The organism is Pseudomonas sp. AB39(2026) (assembly GCF_059831485.1).
In genome coordinates, this window is the sequence record NZ_CP195212.1 from 2,627,669 (window position 1) to 2,644,597 (window position 16,929).

The window sequence follows — 16,929 nt, forward strand, 5'->3', positions numbered from 1 at the left end:
CTGTCATGCGCGTATTTGCTCCACTGGCTATGTGCCTGCTCCTTGCCGCATGCGGCGAAGGTAAACCCCTGCTGCCTGCCGATGCCCGCCTGCCTGATGGTGGCCAGTACCGGGGCACCATTGTAGATGGGTTGCTGCAGGGCCAGGGGCGTGTGGATTACCCCAATGGCAGCTGGTACGCCGGCACGTTCAAGGATGGCCAGTGGAACGGCAGCGGCGAATGGCATGGCCCCAATGGCGAGGTATACCGCGGCGACTTCAGCCAGGGCCTGTTTGAAGGGCAAGGCACGCTGACTACAGCCACCACCACCTACACCGGCAGTTTCAAGCGCGGCAAACGTGAGGGCGAAGGTACGCTCAAGGCGCCAGGGCGCAACTATCGAGGCGGGTTCCAGAACGATCAGTACGCCGGGGCTGGCCATCTGGACATGGATGATGGCAGCGTTTACCAAGGCGATTTCGAGCGCGGCCAGCCCAATGGCGAAGGTGTGCGTACCGATGCGGATGGCAACCAGTTCAGTGGCCATTTCGTGGACGGCCAGCTTGAAGGGCACGGCACGTTCAGCAACGGCGATGGCGACCAATACATCGGTGACTTCCACCATGGGCGCCTGGAAGGCCATGGCCGATATGAGACCCAGGCAGGCGACGTGTGGATCGGCCAGTTCAAGGAGGGCGCGCCCAATGGCCCGGGCGACCTGTTCGCTAACGATGGCAGCCACTATCAAGGCGACTTTGTGGATTGGCACTTCCAAGGGGAAGGCCAACTGGCGTCGGCCGATGGCAGCCTCTACACCGGCGGTTTTGCCAACGATGCCTACCAAGGCAAAGGCCTTCTGGTAGTACCTGGCCAAGCTCCGCAGGCGGGGTATTGGGCAGAAGGCCGCCGCGTACGCGACGAGCATGACCGAGCCTTGCCTGACCCTCTGGAGCAAGGCCTGCTGATTCAAGGTGCCCTGCTGGATCGCGCGCTCAATCGCCTGCCGAACTCAAGCCCCGCCATTGAACTCTACAGCTTGACGCTGGGTGGCGATGGGGAGCAAAGCGTGTTCATGCGCGAGGCCGATTACGTTCATGACCTGCTGGCCACCCGGTTTGGGGCGGTAGGTGGCGTGACCTTGGTCAACCACCGCGATCACCTGACCGACAGGGTGATGGCGACACGGGAAACCCTTGCCCGCTCGGTACAGGCCATTGCCCAGCGCAGTGGCCCAGAGGACTTGGTGTTTATTTACCTGACCAGCCACGGCACTTCCGAGCATGAACTGGTACTGGAGCAGCCGCGCCTTCAGTTGAGCAATGTTTCTGGACAGGACCTCGCCGCCTTGCTGGCACCGCTCAAGGACAGAGACAAGGTTGTGGTGATTTCAGCGTGCTATTCCGGCGGTTTCATCGAACCCTTGAAGAATGACAAGACGCTTGTGATCACCGCCTCGCGGCCTGACAGGGTGTCCTTCGGCTGCTCGGAAGAGGCCGACTTTACCTACTTTGGCGACGCGCTGTTCGCTCAGGCGCTCACTGCCACGGACGATTTGCAGGTTGCTTTCCAGCAAGCCAGCAGCATCGTTGCCCAGCGTGAGCAGGCTGAAAACTTCGAGGCGTCCGAACCTCAGATGTGGGCCCCCAAGGGCGTACTTGCCCATTGGCATCGGCTTCGACAGCAGCAGGCCAGTGCAGCGCTGCACGATAGCAGTAGCAACAGCCCACCAAAATTGCCCGCCCGCCATTAAACCCCAGGAGCCACTATGTACCTGACCCCACAGAACATCCTGCTTGCGGGCGCAACCGGGCTTACCGGTGAGCACGTGCTGGACCGGCTGCTGAACGAGCCAACGGTGAAGCGGGTAGTGGCTCCAACGCGCCGCCCGCTGGCCGAACACAGTCGGCTGGACAACCCTACTGGCGAACTGGCTGAGCTTTTGCCGAGCCTGGAAGGGCCCGTGGACACCGCATTCTGCTGCCTGGGCACAACCATCAAGCAGGCCGGCTCTCAAGCGGCCTTCCGTGCCGTTGACCATGACCTGGCCGTCGCCTTCGCGCAACGCGCCAGAGAGTTAGGCGCACGTCACCTGTTGGTTATCAGTGCGGTAGGGGCTGACCCAGAGGCCTCAACGTTCTATAACCAGGTCAAAGGCGAGCTGGAAATGACGCTTCGCCAACAGCAGTGGCCACAATTGACATTGGCGCGGCCTTCCCTGCTGATTGGTAACCGTAGCGAGCCGCGCCTGGCCGAACAGATCGCTGGCCCATTGTCCCGCCTCATTCCTGGCAAGTACCACGGCATAGAAGCCTGCCAATTGGCCAGGGCCCTGTGGCGCCTGGCGCTGGAAGAAAGCGACGGCGTTCGGGTGGTAGAGTCCGACGATTTGAGAAAACTGGGCCGGTAGGCCTGCCAGCGCTTACAGCCCGCCCTGGGCCTGGTACCCCACCCCTATCGCCGACAACAGCGAAAAGGGCAGCAATACCGTGTCGAGCAAGGCGCTGGCGGGAAGATCCGCTCGTGGCCAGGCGGGCGGTTGTGCGCCAAACCGGTCCATGGCGCAGCACCCTCCATGGATTGCGTACAGGTCCAACCGTGTGCCGGCGTACACCAGAGGGGCACCCGCCTTGGCGGCGTCCAAGGTGCGGACACTGGCACAGCCCGTGGTGAGGGCTAGCACCAGCAGCAGCCAGGCCTTACTCATCGTTACCTACGTGGTACTCACCCCAGCGCGGCAACATGTCCTGAGGCACATCCAGCAGGTTCAAGATACGCGCCACTACAAAATCCACCAGGTCGTCGATGGTTTGGGGCTGATGGTAGAACCCGGGAGAAGCGGGCACGATGATCGCACCATGCTGCGACAGCTTGAGCATGTTCTCCAGGTGCAGCGTGGAGTACGGCGCCTCCCGGGGAACCAGAATCAACGTGCGGCGTTCCTTGAGGGTCACATCTGCTGCACGCTCGATCAGGTTGTTGCATGCGCCCGTGGCAATGGCCGACAGGGTGCCCGTGGAACAGGGCACTACCACCATGGCGCCTGGTGCGCCGGAACCGGAGGCTACGGGGGCCATCCAGTCTTCCTTTCCATACACCTTGATCTGGCCTGCACTGGCCCCGGTGTATTCTGTAAGGAAGGTTTGCATGGCCTGGGGCTTGGCCGGCAACGTCACGTCTGTTTCAGTGGCCAGCACCAACTGGGCCGCCTTGGAAATCAGAAAATGCACTTCACGGTCTTCACGCACCAGGCAGTCCAGCAGGCGCAAGCCATACTGGGCACCGGACGCGCCCGTCATCGCGAGGGTGATACGTTGCGGACCATTCATTTCAATGCCTCAGCCAATTTACCGTGAAGGCCGCCAAAGCCGCCATTGCTCATAATCACCACATGGGTACCTGGTGCAGCCAGGGCTTTGACCTGGGCGATGATCGCCTCAAGGCTTTCCGCCACGGTGCTAGCTACCGTGCAGTGGGCAGCCGTCCCGGCCAAGTCCCAACCCAGGTTGGGCGGCGCATACCAGATCACTTGGTCGGCCTGGGCTACGCTGGCCGGTAGGCCTTCTCGGTGTGCACCCAGTTTCATGGAATTGGAGCGGGGCTCAACGATAGCAATCACCTGTGCGGCGCCCACGCGCTTGCGCAAGCCGTCCAGGGTGGTGGCGATGGCCGTAGGATGGTGGGCAAAATCGTCGTACACCGTAATGCCGTTGACCTGCGCCACAACCTCCATGCGCCGCTTCACATTGCGGAACCGGCACAAGCCCTCGATGCCCAGTGCGGGTACTACGCCCACGTGGCGCGCCGCCGCCAGGCAGGCCAAGGCGTTGTCCACGTTGTGGCGCCCGGTGAGGGGCCATTCAACCACCCCCTCCACCTGGCCATTGAACAGCACTTCAAAGCGGGAGCCGTCTTCGCTCAGCAGCCGGGCATGCCACTGGCCGCCCTCCCCTGTGGTCTGCACCGGGGTCCAGCAGCCCATCTCGACAACCCGCGCCAAGGCCGTTTCACGCGCGGGGTGAACAATCAGGCCTTCACCGGGAATGGTCCGCACCAAGTGATGGAACTGGCGCTCGATAGCGGCCAGGTCCGGGAAAATATCAGCGTGGTCGAATTCCAGGTTGTTAAGGATGGCCGTGCGAGGGCGGTAATGAACGAACTTCGAGCGTTTGTCGAAGAAGGCACTGTCGTACTCATCAGCTTCCACCACGAAAAATGGCGTATCACCCAAACGCGCCGACACGTCGAAGTTCTGTGGAATGCCCCCGATCAGAAAACCAGGCGCCATGCCGGCGTGCTCCAGCACCCAGGCCAGCATGCTGCTGGTGGTGGTCTTGCCATGGGTGCCGGCCACTGCCATCACCCAGCGCCCTTGCAATACGTGGTCTGCCAACCACTGGGGGCCGGAGACGTAGGGCAGGCCCTTGTTGAGCACATGCTCCACGGCCGGGTTGCCACGGGACAGGGCGTTGCCGATCACCACCAAATCGGGGGCAGGCTCCAGTTGCGCGGGATCATAGCCTTGGGTCAGCTCGATGCCCTGGGCCTGAAGCTGCGTGCTCATGGGGGGATACACGTTCGCGTCGGAGCCCGTCACTCGGTGCCCGGCCTCTTTGGCGAGAACCGCCAGCGAGCCCATGAAAGTACCGCAGATGCCAAGAATGTGGATATGCATGTTCAACCTCGGAAAACATCGCCGCAGGGTAGCCCAGCCCACGGAGAATTTCACCCGCCGGGTGTGGTTACACATGCCAGGCCATAGCGGTGCATTTTTTCATAGAGGGTATTGCGGCGAAGCAGTGCCTTAGGGTTTGCTCTACGCTTGTACGATCGCTCAGGCGTGCACAGCCAAACAATAAGAGGACACCGCCATGCAATACCCACATCCCGGCACCGAAGGCGCTACCGTTTCCTTCAAGGAACGCTACGGCAATTACATTGGCGGCCAGTTCGTCGCGCCTGTTAAAGGCCAGTATTTCACCAACACTTCGCCGGTAAATGGCCAGCCTATTGCTGAATTTCCCCGCTCCAGCGCCGAAGACATCGAAAAGGCATTGGATGCCGCTCATGCCGCTGCCGAGGCCTGGGGCAGCACCTCTGTGCAGGCACGCTCACTGGTGCTGCTGAAAATCGCCGACCGAATCGAGCAGAACCTGGAACTGCTGGCCATCACCGAAACCTGGGATAACGGCAAAGCCGTTCGGGAAACCCTCAACGCGGACATCCCGCTGGCGGCCGATCATTTCCGTTATTTCGCCGGTGCCCTGCGCGCCCAGGAAGGCAGCGCTGCGGAAATCGACGGTAACACTGTGGCGTACCACATCCATGAACCCCTGGGCGTTGTGGGGCAGATCATCCCCTGGAACTTCCCGATCCTGATGGCCGCCTGGAAGCTGGCCCCGGCCTTGGCAGCGGGCAACTGCATCGTGCTTAAACCTGCCGAGCAGACACCCCTGGGCATTTCGGTACTGATGGAACTGATTGGCGACCTGCTGCCGCCTGGCGTGCTTAACGTGGTGCAGGGCTATGGGAAAGAAGCGGGTGAAGCGCTGGCCACCAGCAAGCGTATCGCCAAGATCGCCTTCACCGGCTCAACCCCTGTGGGCTCGCACATCATGAAATGTGCGGCTGAGAACATCATTCCCAGTACTGTGGAGCTGGGCGGCAAGTCCCCCAACATCTTCTTCGAAGACATCATGCAGGCCGAGCCTTCTTTCATCGAAAAGGCGGCTGAAGGCGTAGTGCTGGCGTTCTTCAACCAAGGTGAAGTGTGCACCTGCCCTTCCCGCGTGCTGGTGCAGGAGTCCATCTATGGTGCCTTCATGCAGGAAGTGATGAAAAAGGTGGAACAGATCAAGCGTGGCGACCCGCTAGACACCGACACCATGATCGGCGCCCAGGCGTCCCAGCAGCAGTTCGACAAGATTCTGGGCTACCTGGACATCGCCAAGAACGAAGGGGCCGAGCTGCTCAGCGGCGGCAAGGTCGAGAAGCTGGAAGGCGACTTGGCTACCGGTTACTACATCCAGCCAACCCTGCTCAAGGGCAATAACCGCATGCGGGTATTCCAGGAGGAAATCTTCGGCCCTGTGGTGAGCGTGACCACGTTCAAAGATGAAGCCGAGGCCCTGGCCATTGCCAACGACACGGAATTCGGCCTGGGTGCCGGTGTGTGGACGCGTGACATCAACCGTGCGTACCGTATGGGCCGAGGCATCAAGGCCGGCCGGGTATGGACCAACTGCTACCACTTGTACCCTGCCCATGCCGCGTTTGGCGGCTACAAGAAATCTGGGGTAGGCCGTGAAACCCACAAAATGATGCTTGACCACTACCAGCAGACCAAAAACCTGTTGGTGAGCTACGACATCAACCCGCTGGGCTTCTTCTGACTCAGCGTCTGTTCGCGTGACCGAAGCTGGCGCCTGCTCAGGCGGCGCCAGCAACCTGGCTCCGGCACGATGCGCACTCCCCTTGCCTGCCCTTGTTACCAAGGTTCAACTTCCTAGTGAATTCACCCGTATAATGGCGCCCTTTGCCCGACCGGGCATGGATACAGGCAGCCGTATATGGACTTCAACCCGCTGGACCTCATTCTTCACCTGGACGTGTACCTGAACCAGTTGGTCACCCAGTACGGAAGCTTGATCTACGTCATTCTGTTCGCCGTGATCTTCTGTGAAACCGGCCTGGTGGTGATGCCCTTTCTGCCGGGCGATTCATTGCTGTTCATCGCAGGCGCGGTAGCCGCCGGTGGCGGTATGGACCCTGTGTTGCTGGCAGGGCTGCTCATGGCGGCAGCCATTTTAGGTGACACGACCAACTACACCGTAGGCCGCACACTGGGCGAAAGGCTGTTCGCCAACCCCCACTCGAAGATTTTCCGCCGCGACTACCTGCTGCGCACCCAAGCGTTCTACGCACACCATGGTGGCAAAACCGTCACCCTGGCGCGCTTCCTGCCCATCATCCGTACCTTTGCGCCCTTCGTGGCGGGTGTAGCGCGTATGCCTTATGCCCGCTTCCTGGGCTTCAGTGTGGTGGGCAGCGTGGCGTGGGTGGGCGGGCTGGTCACCTTGGGCTATTTCTTCGGCAATGTGCCGTTTATCAAGAAGAACCTCACGCTGCTGGTGCTTGTCATTGTGCTGCTGTCCTTCCTGCCTATGATTATCGGGCTGGTAAAGGCACGCATGGCCACTAACGACACCAAAGCGGCTCGCCGCTGAAGGCAGGGTGCAACCGAGCAGGCTTGCCATGGTCCTAGCGTGGCACCTGCAACGGGATGTGCCTATAATCCCGCCACTTTGCCAGACACTGGCCAACGATCCGACTTAACGGGAGCACTATTGATGAGCTACAGCAAAATCCCAGCCGGCAAGGACCTGCCGAACGACATCCACGTCGTTATCGAGATCCCGGCCAACCATGCGCCGATCAAATACGAAGTGGACAAGGACAGCGACGCGCTCTTCGTTGACCGTTTTGTCGCTACCCCTATGTTCTACCCAGCCAACTACGGCTACATCCCCAACACCCTGGCCGATGACGGCGACCCGCTGGACGTGCTGGTAGTGACCCCGTACCCCGTGGTACCTGGCTCGGTCATTCGCGCTCGCCCGGTTGGCGTGCTGATGATGGACGACGAAGGCGGCGGCGATGCCAAGGTATTGGCCGTACCTCACGACAAGCTGACCCAGCTGTACAAGGACGTGAAGGAATACACCGACCTGCCCCCGTTGCTGCTGCAGCAGATCCAGCACTTCTTCGAGAACTACAAGGCTCTGGAGCCAGGCAAGTGGGTCAAGCTGAAGGACTGGGGCAATGCTGATGCAGCCCGCGCTGAAATCACCAAGGCGGTAGCGGCTTACAAAGACTAAGCGATTGCGCTATTGTGTGGCCCCTTGCAGCAGGGGCCACTCGCGCTCCCGCTCGGCAACCCGGCTACCCGCCTGCTTGCCCGCTACTGCCTAGCGCAGCAGCACCCTACCCTTTTGCAGATGGGTAAGGCCTGCCAAAAACAGGCCAGACCTATCGACGAGAAGCCGGCCACAAGCCGGCTTTTTAATGCCTGCAAGCCGCGCAGAATGCAAGGTCCATATGAAACACTGTCTCTGACTATAGTGGTCACCAATTCCCGGACACAGAATTGAGTTTTCCTTCTGCAACAGCCGGCGGCACGAAGCCGTTGTGTTGATGCGGCCTTGTCCAGTTGTACCGCTGCATGAGATAGCGCCCGATATCTTGCTCGGCCAGCGCTGCCGTCATGTAACCCACCGTCGGTATCCATTCCGTTTTCAAGCTCCCAAACAGCCGCTCCGTGGGCGTGTTGTCATAGCAGTTCCCCGTCGGCTCATGTTCTCAGTTGTCCGGTAGCGCCACAGCCGCTGGCGGAAGCTACGGCTGGCATCCGAAAGAATTTGCCATGCTTTTCTGTACCAGATTCCGAGGTCGAGGCACGCTGCACGGAAAAAATGCGCGAGGCAGGTGTTAAGGTACGTATCACCGTGAACCCGGGAATGTTCCGTAGATGATCTACAGCAGACTCAATCCAGAAAAGGCTCTGATTTGGCGTATCGTCCAGCGCGATAACCTGCCCTGGATTCTGGACAATGGTCTGCACTGCGCAAATTCGGATGTACAGGCACCGCAGTACGTGAACATTGGCAACGCTGACTTGATCGACAAGCGCCGATCCAGGCACGTCCCGATAGCACCAGGTGGGGTACTGGCCGACTACGTACCCTTCTATTTCACCCCCTTCTCTGTCTAGAGGTCTGACGTTGGCTGTTCATGCGCGTCCGGGATGGTATTTCCAATGATCAGATTTACCCAAGGCAACCTTTTAGAAGCCAAGACCGAAGCCCTTGTCAATACGGTGAACACCGTTGGCGTGATGGGTAAAGGTATCGCGCTGATGTTCAAAGAACGCTTCGCCGAGAATTATCGTCTGTACTCAGCTGCCTGTAGGGCAGGCGAAGTCGAGACAGGCAAAGTTTACGTAACTGCAGTCAATGAACTGGAAGGCCCCCGCTGGATCGTAAACTTCCCTACCAAGCGCCATTGGCGATCACCTTCCCAGATGGCTTGGGTGAAGGAAGGCCTGCAAGATCTGCGACGTTTCTTGATTGAAAATCAGGTTAAGTCTATAGCCGTGCCACCATTGGGCGCCGGTAACGGTGGCTTGAAATGGCCAGAAGTTCGCGAACAGATTACTGCTGTGTTAAGTGATCTGGATGTGGATGTCTTAGTATTCGAACCTTCTAGCCAGTATCTGAATGTGGCTAAACGTAGCGGAGTGGAAAAGCTCACGCCTGCCCGTGCGCTCATTGCCGAATTGGTACGACGCTATTGGGTTTTAGGTATGGAATGCAGCCTGCTCGAAATCCAGAAGCTGGCCTGGTTCCTAGAGCGCGCCATAGGAAAGCAGCCGGATAGGGAAAATCCTCTGGGCCTTAAGTTTGTAGCTCATAAATTTGGTCCGTATGCCCATCGACTGGAGCATTTGCTAAATAATCTCGATGGTAGCTATCTGCATTGCAACAAACGCATTAGTGATGCGGGGATCAGTGATGTGATCTGGTTTGACGAAGAGCGTAAGTCCTTTTTGCAAACCTATCTTAAAACAGAAGCCAAAGAGTATGCTCAAGCGTTGGAACGCACCGTCGAGCTGATCGATGGCTTTGAGTCGCCCTTTGGTATGGAACTGTTGGCAACGGTTGACTGGTTGCTAAGCGAGGAGGGAATCTCCCCGACTGTTCCGGCTCTGCGCGAATCCCTGATGCATTGGGATGGCGGCGCCGGTGCTGCTGCGCGCAAAAGCAGGCTGTTCGACGACCAGGCGCTTGGTATTGCGCTCAAGCGCCTTACCTCCAGTAGTTTCAGGCCTGATATTGCTATTAGCTAGGGGATGCCAATTTTTTTGCGCTTAGCTCATTGTCTTCGAACTAATCGTTTGTCAAAACGCTTCCTGTCTACCCCTTTATCTTCAAGCCCCCAAGCCGAAACAGCTTTCAACCTGAGTGTACTTGAGCAAGGCGCTGGCACGGCGGAACACCACTATTGCTCGACTGAACCTTGCATGCTGCCAGCCCAGACAGCAAAAGGCCGGCATCCTGCCGGCCCTGGGGTTCCAGTAAACTTCAATGCCACAACCCTGCGAGGTATTCATGCCCTGCAGCGGTCAATGTGAGCCTGAACACGATGGCCCGTTCCGGGTCGTACACGCGTTCACTGCGAAGAAAGCCCCCCAGTACCAGGGCTTGCAAGGTCTGGGTCAGCTGCCCGCGATGGGTAGATTGACCAGAGGCTACGTCGGCAAGAAGGCAGCGATGAGTTTTCTTGTAGTCAAGCATGGCAAACATCCTTCTACTGTTTCTTATTGTTAAGCTGCACTGTAGACCATGCTTGAGCCCTCTACTACGGGCTTCTTGAGATTCATCCTCATTGCCGCAAGCGGCTAATGTAGGCAGAAGATCAAAGGCCGCGATTTCCGTGGCCTGGAGAACTGTGACAACCATCACAGCGGGCAGAAAATTCGCTGCACCGGTTGTCGGAATTTACCTTACAGCGCATTCGACCCTCCTTGTCCTCAGCCTTTGCTGTGCGTAGGGGAAGTTGGCGGCACGATAGCGCGTGGTCCCATGATGCCCCATATGATCAGACCTACGACGGGAAGGATAAAGATCAACAGCGTCCAACCCAGTTTGGTACCAGAGGATTTTTCGCTGCGCCAGACGCTCACGACTGCCCAGATGTCTGCTACTAGGATTGCAAGGCTTATCAGGCCGGAGAGTAAGGAGTCCATGGTTACATTCCTCAATGCCAGGGTGGGGGTGGCGGTGCCGCCAGTTACTACTGTCGGCGCCTGCGACAAGCGATGGTTCCCACTCGCCTGATTTATGCCGGACGAATGGCACCTGGCGGCCGCTGCGGAACGCTTCATCCAGGCACCCCTCCAATAGCCAGGCCTCATAGGGGTAACCATGGAAGACCAGAACGAATTTACCAACCGTACGTACCCGGTTGCCGAAAACATGCAACGGCAGCAACGTGCCTGGACAATCGAACGCATAGGCTGGTACGGGCTACTGCTGGTGGTTGCCCTGACGCTGCTGGGCCTGTTCTCGAAGGGCCCGCTGTCCTCCAGGGACCTTTCAAGCCCAGATGGCTCATTGCGGGTTGAATACGAGCGTTTCAGCCGTAATGGCGCCCAGGACACGCTGATCGTCACAGCCAAGGGCAAACCTGACCAGGCCGTGCAGGTGCACGTCGGCGCACGCCTGCTGGAAGGAGTAACCCTGGAAGCGGTACACCCCATCAACGGGCCTTCGCACAGCGAGGGGCGAGACCTGGTAATCCCGGTACGCACAGACTCGACCGGTATCGCCACGCTGTACCTCACCTTGCGCAGCGATGGCGTAGGGCTGTACCGCGGCACTATCTCGCTTTCCTCTGATGCGCTGCCATCCGGCGCCCAACTGGCGATTCCTCGATTCATCTACCCCTGACATTCGGAGCTTCCCATGGACGCGGCCCTGCGCGCAGGCGCGATGTACATCGCGCTGATCATCCTGTTCAAGATTGCTGGCCGCCGCTCGCTGATGGAGCTGACCACCTTCGACTTCGTTCTGCTGCTGATTATTGGCGAAGCGACCCAGCAAGCGTTACTGGGGGACGATTTTTCGTTCACCAACGCGGTACTGATCATCAGCACACTGATTGCCATGGATGTAGGGTTTTCGCTGGCCAAGCAACGGTTCGATGGCTTGGCGCGGTTCATGGATGACAGCGCCATGATTCTTGTGGAAAACGGCAAGCCCCTGAAAAAGCGCCTGGCCAAGGCACGCCTGACTGAGGATGACATCATGGAGAACGCTCGCGCCAATGAAGGCGTAGAGCGTATGGAAGATATCCGCTATGCGATCCTGGAGCGTAATGGCAGCATTTCCATCATCAAACACTAGCGTCGGTTTGCCCCCCTTGCCCCGCTCTGCTAACGTCGCGCGGTTGATCAAGACTGCCGAGACCGCCACCATGGCCCGAAAGAAAACCGCTCTGGACTTCGAGCAATCCCTCTCCGACCTGCAAACGTTGGTAGAGCGCCTGGAGAACGGGCAATTGTCTCTGGAAGATTCGCTCACCGCCTTCGAGCAAGGTATCGGCCTGACCCGTGATTGTCAGGACGCGCTGGCGGCGGCCGAGGTCAAGGTGCAGCAGTTGCTGGAGCGCGACGGGCAGTTGGTGGAAGCACCACTGGACGTGGACGACGCTCAATGATCGCGCGCTACCAGGCGCAATGCCAGGCACGGGTAGACGGGGCCCTTGCCCACTTGTTCGTGCCACACCTGGCAGAGGCCGCAAGGCTGTACGAGGCCATGCGCTATAGCGTGATGAATGGCGGAAAACGCGTTCGCCCCTTGCTGGTGTACGGTGCCTGTGAAGCCTTGGGAGGGGAAGCAGCCAATGCCGATGGTGCAGCCTGTGCTGTAGAGCTCATTCATGCCTATTCACTGGTACATGACGATTTGCCGGCCATGGACGACGACGACTTGCGGCGTGGCCAGCCCACTACACACAAAGCCTTTGACGAAGCCTGCGCAATATTGGCCGGAGACGGGCTGCAGGCGATGGCGTTCGCGGCCTTGAGTGATACGGCCCTTGGCAGGCTGAGTGACGGCACCCGATTGCAGATGGTCCGCGCCCTTGCCATGGGTGCAGGCCCTGCCGGAATGGTCGGAGGCCAAGCCATTGACCTGGGTTCAGTAGGGCTGAAGCTGGACCAGGCGGCCCTGGAGCAGATGCATCGGCACAAGACCGGTGCCTTGATTGAAGCAAGTGTCGTGTTAGGCGCACTGGCCAGTGAGCGTGCCAACGCGCAGAACCTGAGTGCCTTGAAGGCCTATGCAGGCGCTGTGGGCCTGGCGTTCCAGGTGCAGGACGACATCTTGGACGTTGAAAGCGATACCGCGACACTGGGCAAACGCCAGGGGGCAGACATTGCCCGCGACAAGCCGACGTACCCCGCCCTGTTAGGCATGGACGTGGCCAAGGCCTATGCCCATGAGTTGCGTGACCAAGCCCTTCATGCCTTGCAGCCTTTTTCGAGCAGTGCCGAACCGCTGCGGGCGCTGGCGCGCTATATCGTCGATCGCCGCAACTGACGGCCTGGCTTGCCCGCGGATGTGCTATCACGGGTAAGCCAGATTCCTACAGCTCTCCGCCTTAGGCTATGCACGAAAAGTCCTGACACTTGGTAATGCTGCGTTGAAAACAGCTGGGGCCGCCCAGGCTCGGAATACTCATTTACAACGCTTAAATTCGCTTCCTCAGCTGTTTTCGCCTTGCCTGACCTTCGCGTCAGAACATTTCGTACACAGCCTAGGGTAAACTCTTTCCCTTTATGGCTTCCAAAACGATCCGCCTGATGCCTACGACGTTCCAAGAGATTCCCCGTGAGCGCCCGTCAACCCCGCTGCTAGACCAGGCCGATACGCCGGCTGGGCTGCGACGGCTGGGCGAAGCCGAGCTTGAAGGCGTGGCCGATGAACTGCGCCAGGACCTGCTCTATACCGTAGGGCAGACAGGCGGCCATTTCGGCGCCGGCCTGGGCGTGATCGAGCTGACCATCGCGCTGCACTATGTGTTCGACACCCCCGAAGATCGCCTCGTATGGGATGTAGGCCACCAGGCTTACCCACACAAGATACTGACCGGCCGCCGGGAACGTATGCATAGCCTGCGTCAGAAAGACGGCCTTGCCGCGTTCCCTCGCCGCAGTGAAAGCCCTTACGACACCTTTGGCGTAGGGCATTCCAGCACTTCTATCAGTGCGGCACTGGGCATGGCCATTGCTGCCCGCCTGCAAGGCAGCGAGCGCAAGGCTATCGCCGTGATAGGTGATGGCGCACTTACCGCAGGCATGGCATTCGAAGCGCTCAACCACGCGCCTGAAGTCAATGCCAACATGCTGGTTGTGCTGAACGACAACGACATGTCCATTTCCCGTAACGTGGGTGGGCTGTCCAATTACCTGGCGAAAATCCTGTCCAGCCGCACCTATGCCAGTATGCGTGAAGGCGGAAAGAAGGTGCTGTCCCGCCTGCCTGGGGCCTGGGAAATCGCCCGCCGCACCGAGGAGTATGCCAAGGGCATGCTGGTGCCAGGTACGTTGTTCGAGGAACTGGGCTGGAACTACATCGGGCCTATCGACGGCCATGACTTGCCTACATTGATCGCCACGCTGCGCAACATGCGGGACCTCAAGGGGCCGCAGTTCCTCCACGTGGTCACCAAGAAAGGCAAGGGGTTCGGCCCGGCCGAGGCTGATCCCATCGGTTGGCACGCCATTACCAAGCTTGACCCCTTGGTGCCAGTGATAGCGCCGGTCAAAAAGCCAGTTGGGCCCAAGTACTCTGCCGTGTTCGGCCAGTGGCTGTGCGACATGGCCGAAGCGGATAAGCGCCTGGTCGGTATCACCCCCGCAATGAAGGAGGGCTCGGACCTGGTAGCGTTCAGCGAACGTTTTCCCGAGCGTTACTTTGACGTCGCTATTGCTGAGCAGCACGCGGTGACCCTGGCGGCAGGCCTGGCGTGCGATGGCATCAAGCCGGTAGTGGCGATCTACTCTACATTCCTACAGCGGGGCTACGACCAACTGGTTCATGACGTGGCCGTACAAGGCCTGGATGTACTGTTCGCCATCGACCGCGCGGGGCTGGTAGGTGAAGACGGCCCTACCCATGCCGGCAGTTTCGACCTTTCGTTCCTGCGCTGCATACCGGGCCTGGTCATCATGGCACCCAGTGATGAAAACGAGCTGCGCCTGCTGTTGAGCACGGGTTACCAACATGTGGGGCCGGCGGCCGTACGCTACCCCCGTGGTACCGGGCCCAACGCTGCACTGGCGCCTGGGCTGGATACCGTGGAGATCGGCAAAGCCGTGGTACGCAGGCGCGGTGAAGGCGTGGCGATACTGGTATTCGGTGTGCAATTGACCGAGGCCTTGGCGGTGGCAGAGCGCTTGAACGCCACGGTGGTGGACATGCGTTTTGTGAAACCGCTGGACGAAGCGGTTATCCGCGAGATGGCTAGCCAGCATTCACTGATCGCCACCCTCGAAGAAAACGCCGTCATGGGGGGAGCGGGTTCAGCAGTAGGCGAATTCCTGGCCAGCCAGGGCCTGTGCGTACCCTTGCTGCACTTGGGGTTGCCAGACACCTATGTGGAACACGCCAAGCCTGGGCAAATGCTGGCTGAGTGCGGCCTGGACGAAGCCGGGATCGAAAAGGCCATTCAGGCGAGGCTGCAGGCCTCAGCGGGCTGAAGTGCCCGTTACAGCCTGGGGTTACCCCTACACAAGCGGGCGGCATTCCCGCCCGCCTGCCTAGTAGGGGCGGGCCTGGAAATGACCAAGGCTGCTTGGGTTAATTGCCCATCATGTGCCCAAGCTTGCCAGCCTTGGTTGCCAGGTAGTACTTGTTGTGCGGGTTATGGCCTGTGTGCAACGGAACACGCTCAGCTACCTTGATACCCATATCAGTCATGGCCTTGACCTTGCGAGGGTTGTTGGTCATCAGCCGTAGTGAACTCACGCCCAGATGCGCCAGCATCGGTTGGCAGATGGTGTAATCCCGCTGGTCAGCGGCAAAGCCAAGGCGTTCATTCGCTTCCACGGTGTCGGCACCCTGGTCCTGCAACTCATAGGCACGGATCTTGTTCATCAGGCCAATACCCCGGCCTTCCTGACGCAGGTACAGCAATACACCGCGACCTTCGTGCGCAATGGCTTGCAAGGCAGCCTCCAGTTGCGAGCCGCAGTCGCAGCGCTGGCTGAATAACGCATCGCCTGTGAGGCATTCGGAGTGCACACGCCCAAGCACAGGCTGGCCATCGGCGATATCACCCAAGCTGAGTACGACATGTTCACGCCCGGTGGCTTCCTCAAGGAACCCATGCATCGTGAAGGTAGCGAAGGGCGTAGGCAGTTTGGAAGCGGCGACAAAAGCGACTGGCACCTTGTGCTCCTATCTAAGTAGGGAAAATGTTCGTGGCCACGCCTTCAAAGGTAGCGGCGCGGAGAAGATGTCACATTGTAACATCTGCACCTGAGCGTGGCTTAGCCCGAATAATTGACCTTACCTATCGATGTGCTCTATCAGCCCGGCCGTCAGTGTGCTTGGTGGGCTCCCGCTCAAAGGGATAAGGCATTTTCCAACGCTTGTAGATGGCGCGTAGCTGGCCATTGGCAACCAGTTCGTCCATACGCCTATCAAAAACATCGCGTAATTCAAGGCCCCTCGCGCTGTTTGTGAAACCTAGGTACAGCGGCAAGTCGATCAAGTGGGTCATTTTGTAGGCCATCGGGTCTGGCGCTTGCTGCTGGATGTAATCCATCTCCTGCTCGGCATCGATGTAGTAATCGGCACGACCGCGCTTGAGCATTTCGAGAATGCCATCCCGGCGGTGTATTTCTTCATACTGTTTTGCCGAGGGCAAGTAACGCTGGAACTCGTAGCCACGCACCCAGGCCAGGCGGTAGTCGCCCAGCGTGGTAGGGGTCGGTGCTGGCAGCCTGGCCAGGCTCAAGGCATAGATATGGTCAGTGTCGTAATGCCAGCGGGGGTACAGGCAATCTTGCTCATCCTTGTAAGACCCCACCCAGGCATCGGCCTCGCCACGCTGCACCAAGCCTACGGACCGGAGGTAGGGTTCGATCCGCCATACCACTTCATAGCCGGCTGGCTCAAAAATGGTGCGCATAAGGTCCCACCCTAGCCCGGTACCGTCAGCGCCGGTGTAGTCCTCCCAGGCATCGCTGACAATGGCAACGGTGCCAGACGCCGGTACAGCCTTGGCCGCCTGCGCGCTGACAAGCCCAGTGGCCAGAAGCCCGCACAACAATGACGCCACCCACTTGAACATTGCCTACTCCATTTGGCGCGATCCGTGTTTAT

Annotated in this window: 18 protein-coding genes and 3 pseudogenes; 13 read left to right on the forward strand and 8 right to left on the reverse strand. The window is 59.3% G+C overall.

Going from position 1 to position 16,929, the window contains the following annotated elements; all coding sequences use genetic code 11:
* Positions 1-5 precede the first annotated feature (5 nt).
* Positions 6-1,730 carry a C13 family peptidase gene (locus tag ACSAMW_RS11965; protein ID WP_500590524.1) on the forward strand — a complete coding sequence of 575 codons (1,725 nt, stop codon included), beginning with the start codon at positions 6-8 and terminating at the stop codon, positions 1,728-1,730.
* Between the two features lie 15 nt (positions 1,731-1,745).
* Positions 1,746-2,387 carry a Rossmann-fold NAD(P)-binding domain-containing protein gene (locus ACSAMW_RS11970; protein WP_500590525.1) on the forward strand — a complete coding sequence of 214 codons (642 nt, stop codon included), beginning with the start codon at positions 1,746-1,748 and terminating at the stop codon, positions 2,385-2,387.
* 12 nt (positions 2,388-2,399) lie between these two features.
* On the opposite strand, the gene ACSAMW_RS11975 is transcribed toward ACSAMW_RS11970, so the two are convergent.
* The 3 genes from ACSAMW_RS11975 to mpl are packed head-to-tail and all read right to left on the reverse strand — an operon-like array spanning position 2,400 to position 4,652.
* Positions 2,400-2,684 (reverse strand): YceK/YidQ family lipoprotein, encoded by a 285-nt coding sequence (locus tag ACSAMW_RS11975; RefSeq protein ID WP_500590526.1) that lies wholly within the window; start codon positions 2,682-2,684, stop codon positions 2,400-2,402.
* Positions 2,677-3,306, reverse strand: a complete 630-nt coding sequence (gene ubiX, locus ACSAMW_RS11980; RefSeq protein ID WP_500590527.1) for a flavin prenyltransferase UbiX — start codon at positions 3,304-3,306, stop codon at positions 2,677-2,679. The genes ACSAMW_RS11975 and ubiX overlap by 8 nt, the downstream gene beginning before the upstream one ends.
* Positions 3,303-4,652, reverse strand: a complete 1,350-nt coding sequence (mpl, locus tag ACSAMW_RS11985; protein WP_500590528.1) for a UDP-N-acetylmuramate:L-alanyl-gamma-D-glutamyl-meso-diaminopimelate ligase — start codon at positions 4,650-4,652, stop codon at positions 3,303-3,305. Before mpl ends, ubiX begins: the two co-directional genes overlap by 4 nt.
* Before the next feature lie 196 nt (positions 4,653-4,848).
* Here mpl and exaC point away from each other — a divergent pair, with 196 nt between their 5' ends.
* From exaC to ppa, 3 genes are all read left to right on the forward strand, one after another.
* On the forward strand, positions 4,849-6,369 hold the full coding sequence (gene exaC, locus ACSAMW_RS11990) for an acetaldehyde dehydrogenase ExaC (protein ID WP_168085132.1): 1,521 nt from the start codon (positions 4,849-4,851) through the stop codon (positions 6,367-6,369).
* A gap of 177 nt (positions 6,370-6,546) precedes the next feature.
* The gene (locus ACSAMW_RS11995; protein WP_500590529.1) at positions 6,547-7,203 is read left to right on the forward strand and encodes a DedA family protein; all 657 of its coding nucleotides are present in this window, start codon (positions 6,547-6,549) and stop codon (positions 7,201-7,203) included.
* Positions 7,204-7,326: 123 nt separating this feature from the next.
* Positions 7,327-7,854: an inorganic diphosphatase gene (gene ppa, locus ACSAMW_RS12000; RefSeq protein ID WP_500590530.1), complete on the forward strand. Its 528-nt coding sequence runs from the start codon at positions 7,327-7,329 to the stop codon at positions 7,852-7,854.
* A 247-nt stretch (positions 7,855-8,101) separates the two neighbouring features.
* Here ppa and ACSAMW_RS12005 read toward each other — a convergent pair.
* Positions 8,102-8,379, reverse strand: a pseudogene (locus ACSAMW_RS12005) (integrase core domain-containing protein); the annotation flags it as partial.
* 5 nt (positions 8,380-8,384) lie between these two features.
* Between ACSAMW_RS12005 and ACSAMW_RS12010 the strand changes: the two are divergent.
* The 3 genes and pseudogenes from ACSAMW_RS12010 to darG all read left to right on the forward strand — a co-directional run.
* Positions 8,385-8,508 (forward strand): annotated as a pseudogene (locus ACSAMW_RS12010) (DarT ssDNA thymidine ADP-ribosyltransferase family protein); the annotation flags it as partial.
* Positions 8,505-8,744: pseudogene (locus tag ACSAMW_RS12015) on the forward strand (DarT ssDNA thymidine ADP-ribosyltransferase family protein); the annotation flags it as partial. The pseudogenes ACSAMW_RS12010 and ACSAMW_RS12015, both read left to right, overlap by 4 nt.
* Before the next feature lie 48 nt (positions 8,745-8,792).
* Positions 8,793-9,881, forward strand: a complete 1,089-nt coding sequence (gene darG / locus ACSAMW_RS12020; protein ID WP_500590531.1) for a type II toxin-antitoxin system antitoxin DNA ADP-ribosyl glycohydrolase DarG — start codon at positions 8,793-8,795, stop codon at positions 9,879-9,881.
* Between the two features lie 235 nt (positions 9,882-10,116).
* Here darG and ACSAMW_RS12025 read toward each other — a convergent pair whose 3' ends face one another.
* Both ACSAMW_RS12025 and ACSAMW_RS12030 read right to left on the reverse strand, forming a co-directional pair.
* Positions 10,117-10,329, reverse strand: a complete 213-nt coding sequence (locus ACSAMW_RS12025) for a hypothetical protein (RefSeq protein ID WP_168085135.1) — start codon at positions 10,327-10,329, stop codon at positions 10,117-10,119.
* A 236-nt stretch (positions 10,330-10,565) separates the two neighbouring features.
* Positions 10,566-11,048, reverse strand: a complete 483-nt coding sequence (locus tag ACSAMW_RS12030) for a PLD nuclease N-terminal domain-containing protein (RefSeq protein ID WP_500590532.1) — start codon at positions 11,046-11,048, stop codon at positions 10,566-10,568.
* Between ACSAMW_RS12030 and ACSAMW_RS12035 the strand changes: the two genes are divergently transcribed.
* The 5 genes from ACSAMW_RS12035 (at position 10,960) to dxs (ending at position 15,299) form a co-directional block, all read left to right on the forward strand.
* Complete coding sequence (locus ACSAMW_RS12035; RefSeq protein ID WP_500590533.1) at positions 10,960-11,484, forward strand: hypothetical protein; 525 nt, start codon at positions 10,960-10,962, stop codon at positions 11,482-11,484. The two genes, ACSAMW_RS12030 and ACSAMW_RS12035, sit on opposite strands and share 89 nt — an antisense overlap.
* 15 nt (positions 11,485-11,499) lie before the next feature.
* Positions 11,500-11,940: a DUF421 domain-containing protein gene (locus ACSAMW_RS12040; RefSeq protein ID WP_500590534.1), complete on the forward strand. Its 441-nt coding sequence runs from the start codon at positions 11,500-11,502 to the stop codon at positions 11,938-11,940.
* A 70-nt stretch (positions 11,941-12,010) separates the two neighbouring features.
* Positions 12,011-12,253, forward strand: coding sequence for an exodeoxyribonuclease VII small subunit (locus ACSAMW_RS12045; RefSeq protein ID WP_500594029.1), 243 nt, complete (start codon positions 12,011-12,013; stop codon positions 12,251-12,253).
* The gene (gene ispA / locus ACSAMW_RS12050; protein ID WP_500590535.1) at positions 12,250-13,137 is read left to right on the forward strand and encodes a (2E,6E)-farnesyl diphosphate synthase; all 888 of its coding nucleotides are present in this window, start codon (positions 12,250-12,252) and stop codon (positions 13,135-13,137) included. The genes ACSAMW_RS12045 and ispA overlap by 4 nt, the downstream gene beginning before the upstream one ends.
* A gap of 263 nt (positions 13,138-13,400) precedes the next feature.
* Positions 13,401-15,299: a 1-deoxy-D-xylulose-5-phosphate synthase gene (gene dxs, locus ACSAMW_RS12055; protein ID WP_500590536.1), complete on the forward strand. Its 1,899-nt coding sequence runs from the start codon at positions 13,401-13,403 to the stop codon at positions 15,297-15,299.
* Between the two features lie 100 nt (positions 15,300-15,399).
* Here the strand turns inward: dxs and ribA are convergent, their stop codons facing one another.
* Together ribA and ACSAMW_RS12065 are read right to left on the reverse strand one after the other, a co-directional pair.
* The gene (gene ribA / locus ACSAMW_RS12060) at positions 15,400-15,990 is read right to left on the reverse strand and encodes a GTP cyclohydrolase II (protein ID WP_500590537.1); all 591 of its coding nucleotides are present in this window, start codon (positions 15,988-15,990) and stop codon (positions 15,400-15,402) included.
* A 124-nt stretch (positions 15,991-16,114) separates the two neighbouring features.
* The gene (locus ACSAMW_RS12065; RefSeq protein ID WP_500590538.1) at positions 16,115-16,897 is read right to left on the reverse strand and encodes a substrate-binding periplasmic protein; all 783 of its coding nucleotides are present in this window, start codon (positions 16,895-16,897) and stop codon (positions 16,115-16,117) included.
* Positions 16,898-16,929: the final 32 nt, after the last annotated feature.

Coding starts and splice junctions, on each gene's coding strand:
- ACSAMW_RS11965 (WP_500590524.1), top strand. CDS start 6: ATGCGCGTATTTGCTCCACTGGCTATGTGCCTGCTCCTTGCCGCATGC.
- ACSAMW_RS11970 (WP_500590525.1), top strand. CDS start 1,746: ATGTACCTGACCCCACAGAACATCCTGCTTGCGGGCGCAACCGGGCTT.
- ACSAMW_RS11975 (WP_500590526.1), bottom strand. CDS start 2,684: ATGAGTAAGGCCTGGCTGCTGCTGGTGCTAGCCCTCACCACGGGCTGT.
- ubiX (WP_500590527.1), bottom strand. CDS start 3,306: ATGAATGGTCCGCAACGTATCACCCTCGCGATGACGGGCGCGTCCGGT.
- mpl (WP_500590528.1), bottom strand. CDS start 4,652: ATGCATATCCACATTCTTGGCATCTGCGGTACTTTCATGGGCTCGCTG.
- exaC (WP_168085132.1), top strand. CDS start 4,849: ATGCAATACCCACATCCCGGCACCGAAGGCGCTACCGTTTCCTTCAAG.
- ACSAMW_RS11995 (WP_500590529.1), top strand. CDS start 6,547: ATGGACTTCAACCCGCTGGACCTCATTCTTCACCTGGACGTGTACCTG.
- ppa (WP_500590530.1), top strand. CDS start 7,327: ATGAGCTACAGCAAAATCCCAGCCGGCAAGGACCTGCCGAACGACATC.
- darG (WP_500590531.1), top strand. CDS start 8,793: ATGATCAGATTTACCCAAGGCAACCTTTTAGAAGCCAAGACCGAAGCC.
- ACSAMW_RS12025 (WP_168085135.1), bottom strand. CDS start 10,329: ATGCTTGACTACAAGAAAACTCATCGCTGCCTTCTTGCCGACGTAGCC.
- ACSAMW_RS12035 (WP_500590533.1), top strand. CDS start 10,960: ATGGAAGACCAGAACGAATTTACCAACCGTACGTACCCGGTTGCCGAA.
- ACSAMW_RS12030 (WP_500590532.1), bottom strand. CDS start 11,048: ATGCGTTCGATTGTCCAGGCACGTTGCTGCCGTTGCATGTTTTCGGCA.
- ACSAMW_RS12040 (WP_500590534.1), top strand. CDS start 11,500: ATGGACGCGGCCCTGCGCGCAGGCGCGATGTACATCGCGCTGATCATC.
- ACSAMW_RS12045 (WP_500594029.1), top strand. CDS start 12,011: ATGGCCCGAAAGAAAACCGCTCTGGACTTCGAGCAATCCCTCTCCGAC.
- ispA (WP_500590535.1), top strand. CDS start 12,250: ATGATCGCGCGCTACCAGGCGCAATGCCAGGCACGGGTAGACGGGGCC.
- dxs (WP_500590536.1), top strand. CDS start 13,401: ATGCCTACGACGTTCCAAGAGATTCCCCGTGAGCGCCCGTCAACCCCG.
- ACSAMW_RS12065 (WP_500590538.1), bottom strand. CDS start 16,897: ATGTTCAAGTGGGTGGCGTCATTGTTGTGCGGGCTTCTGGCCACTGGG.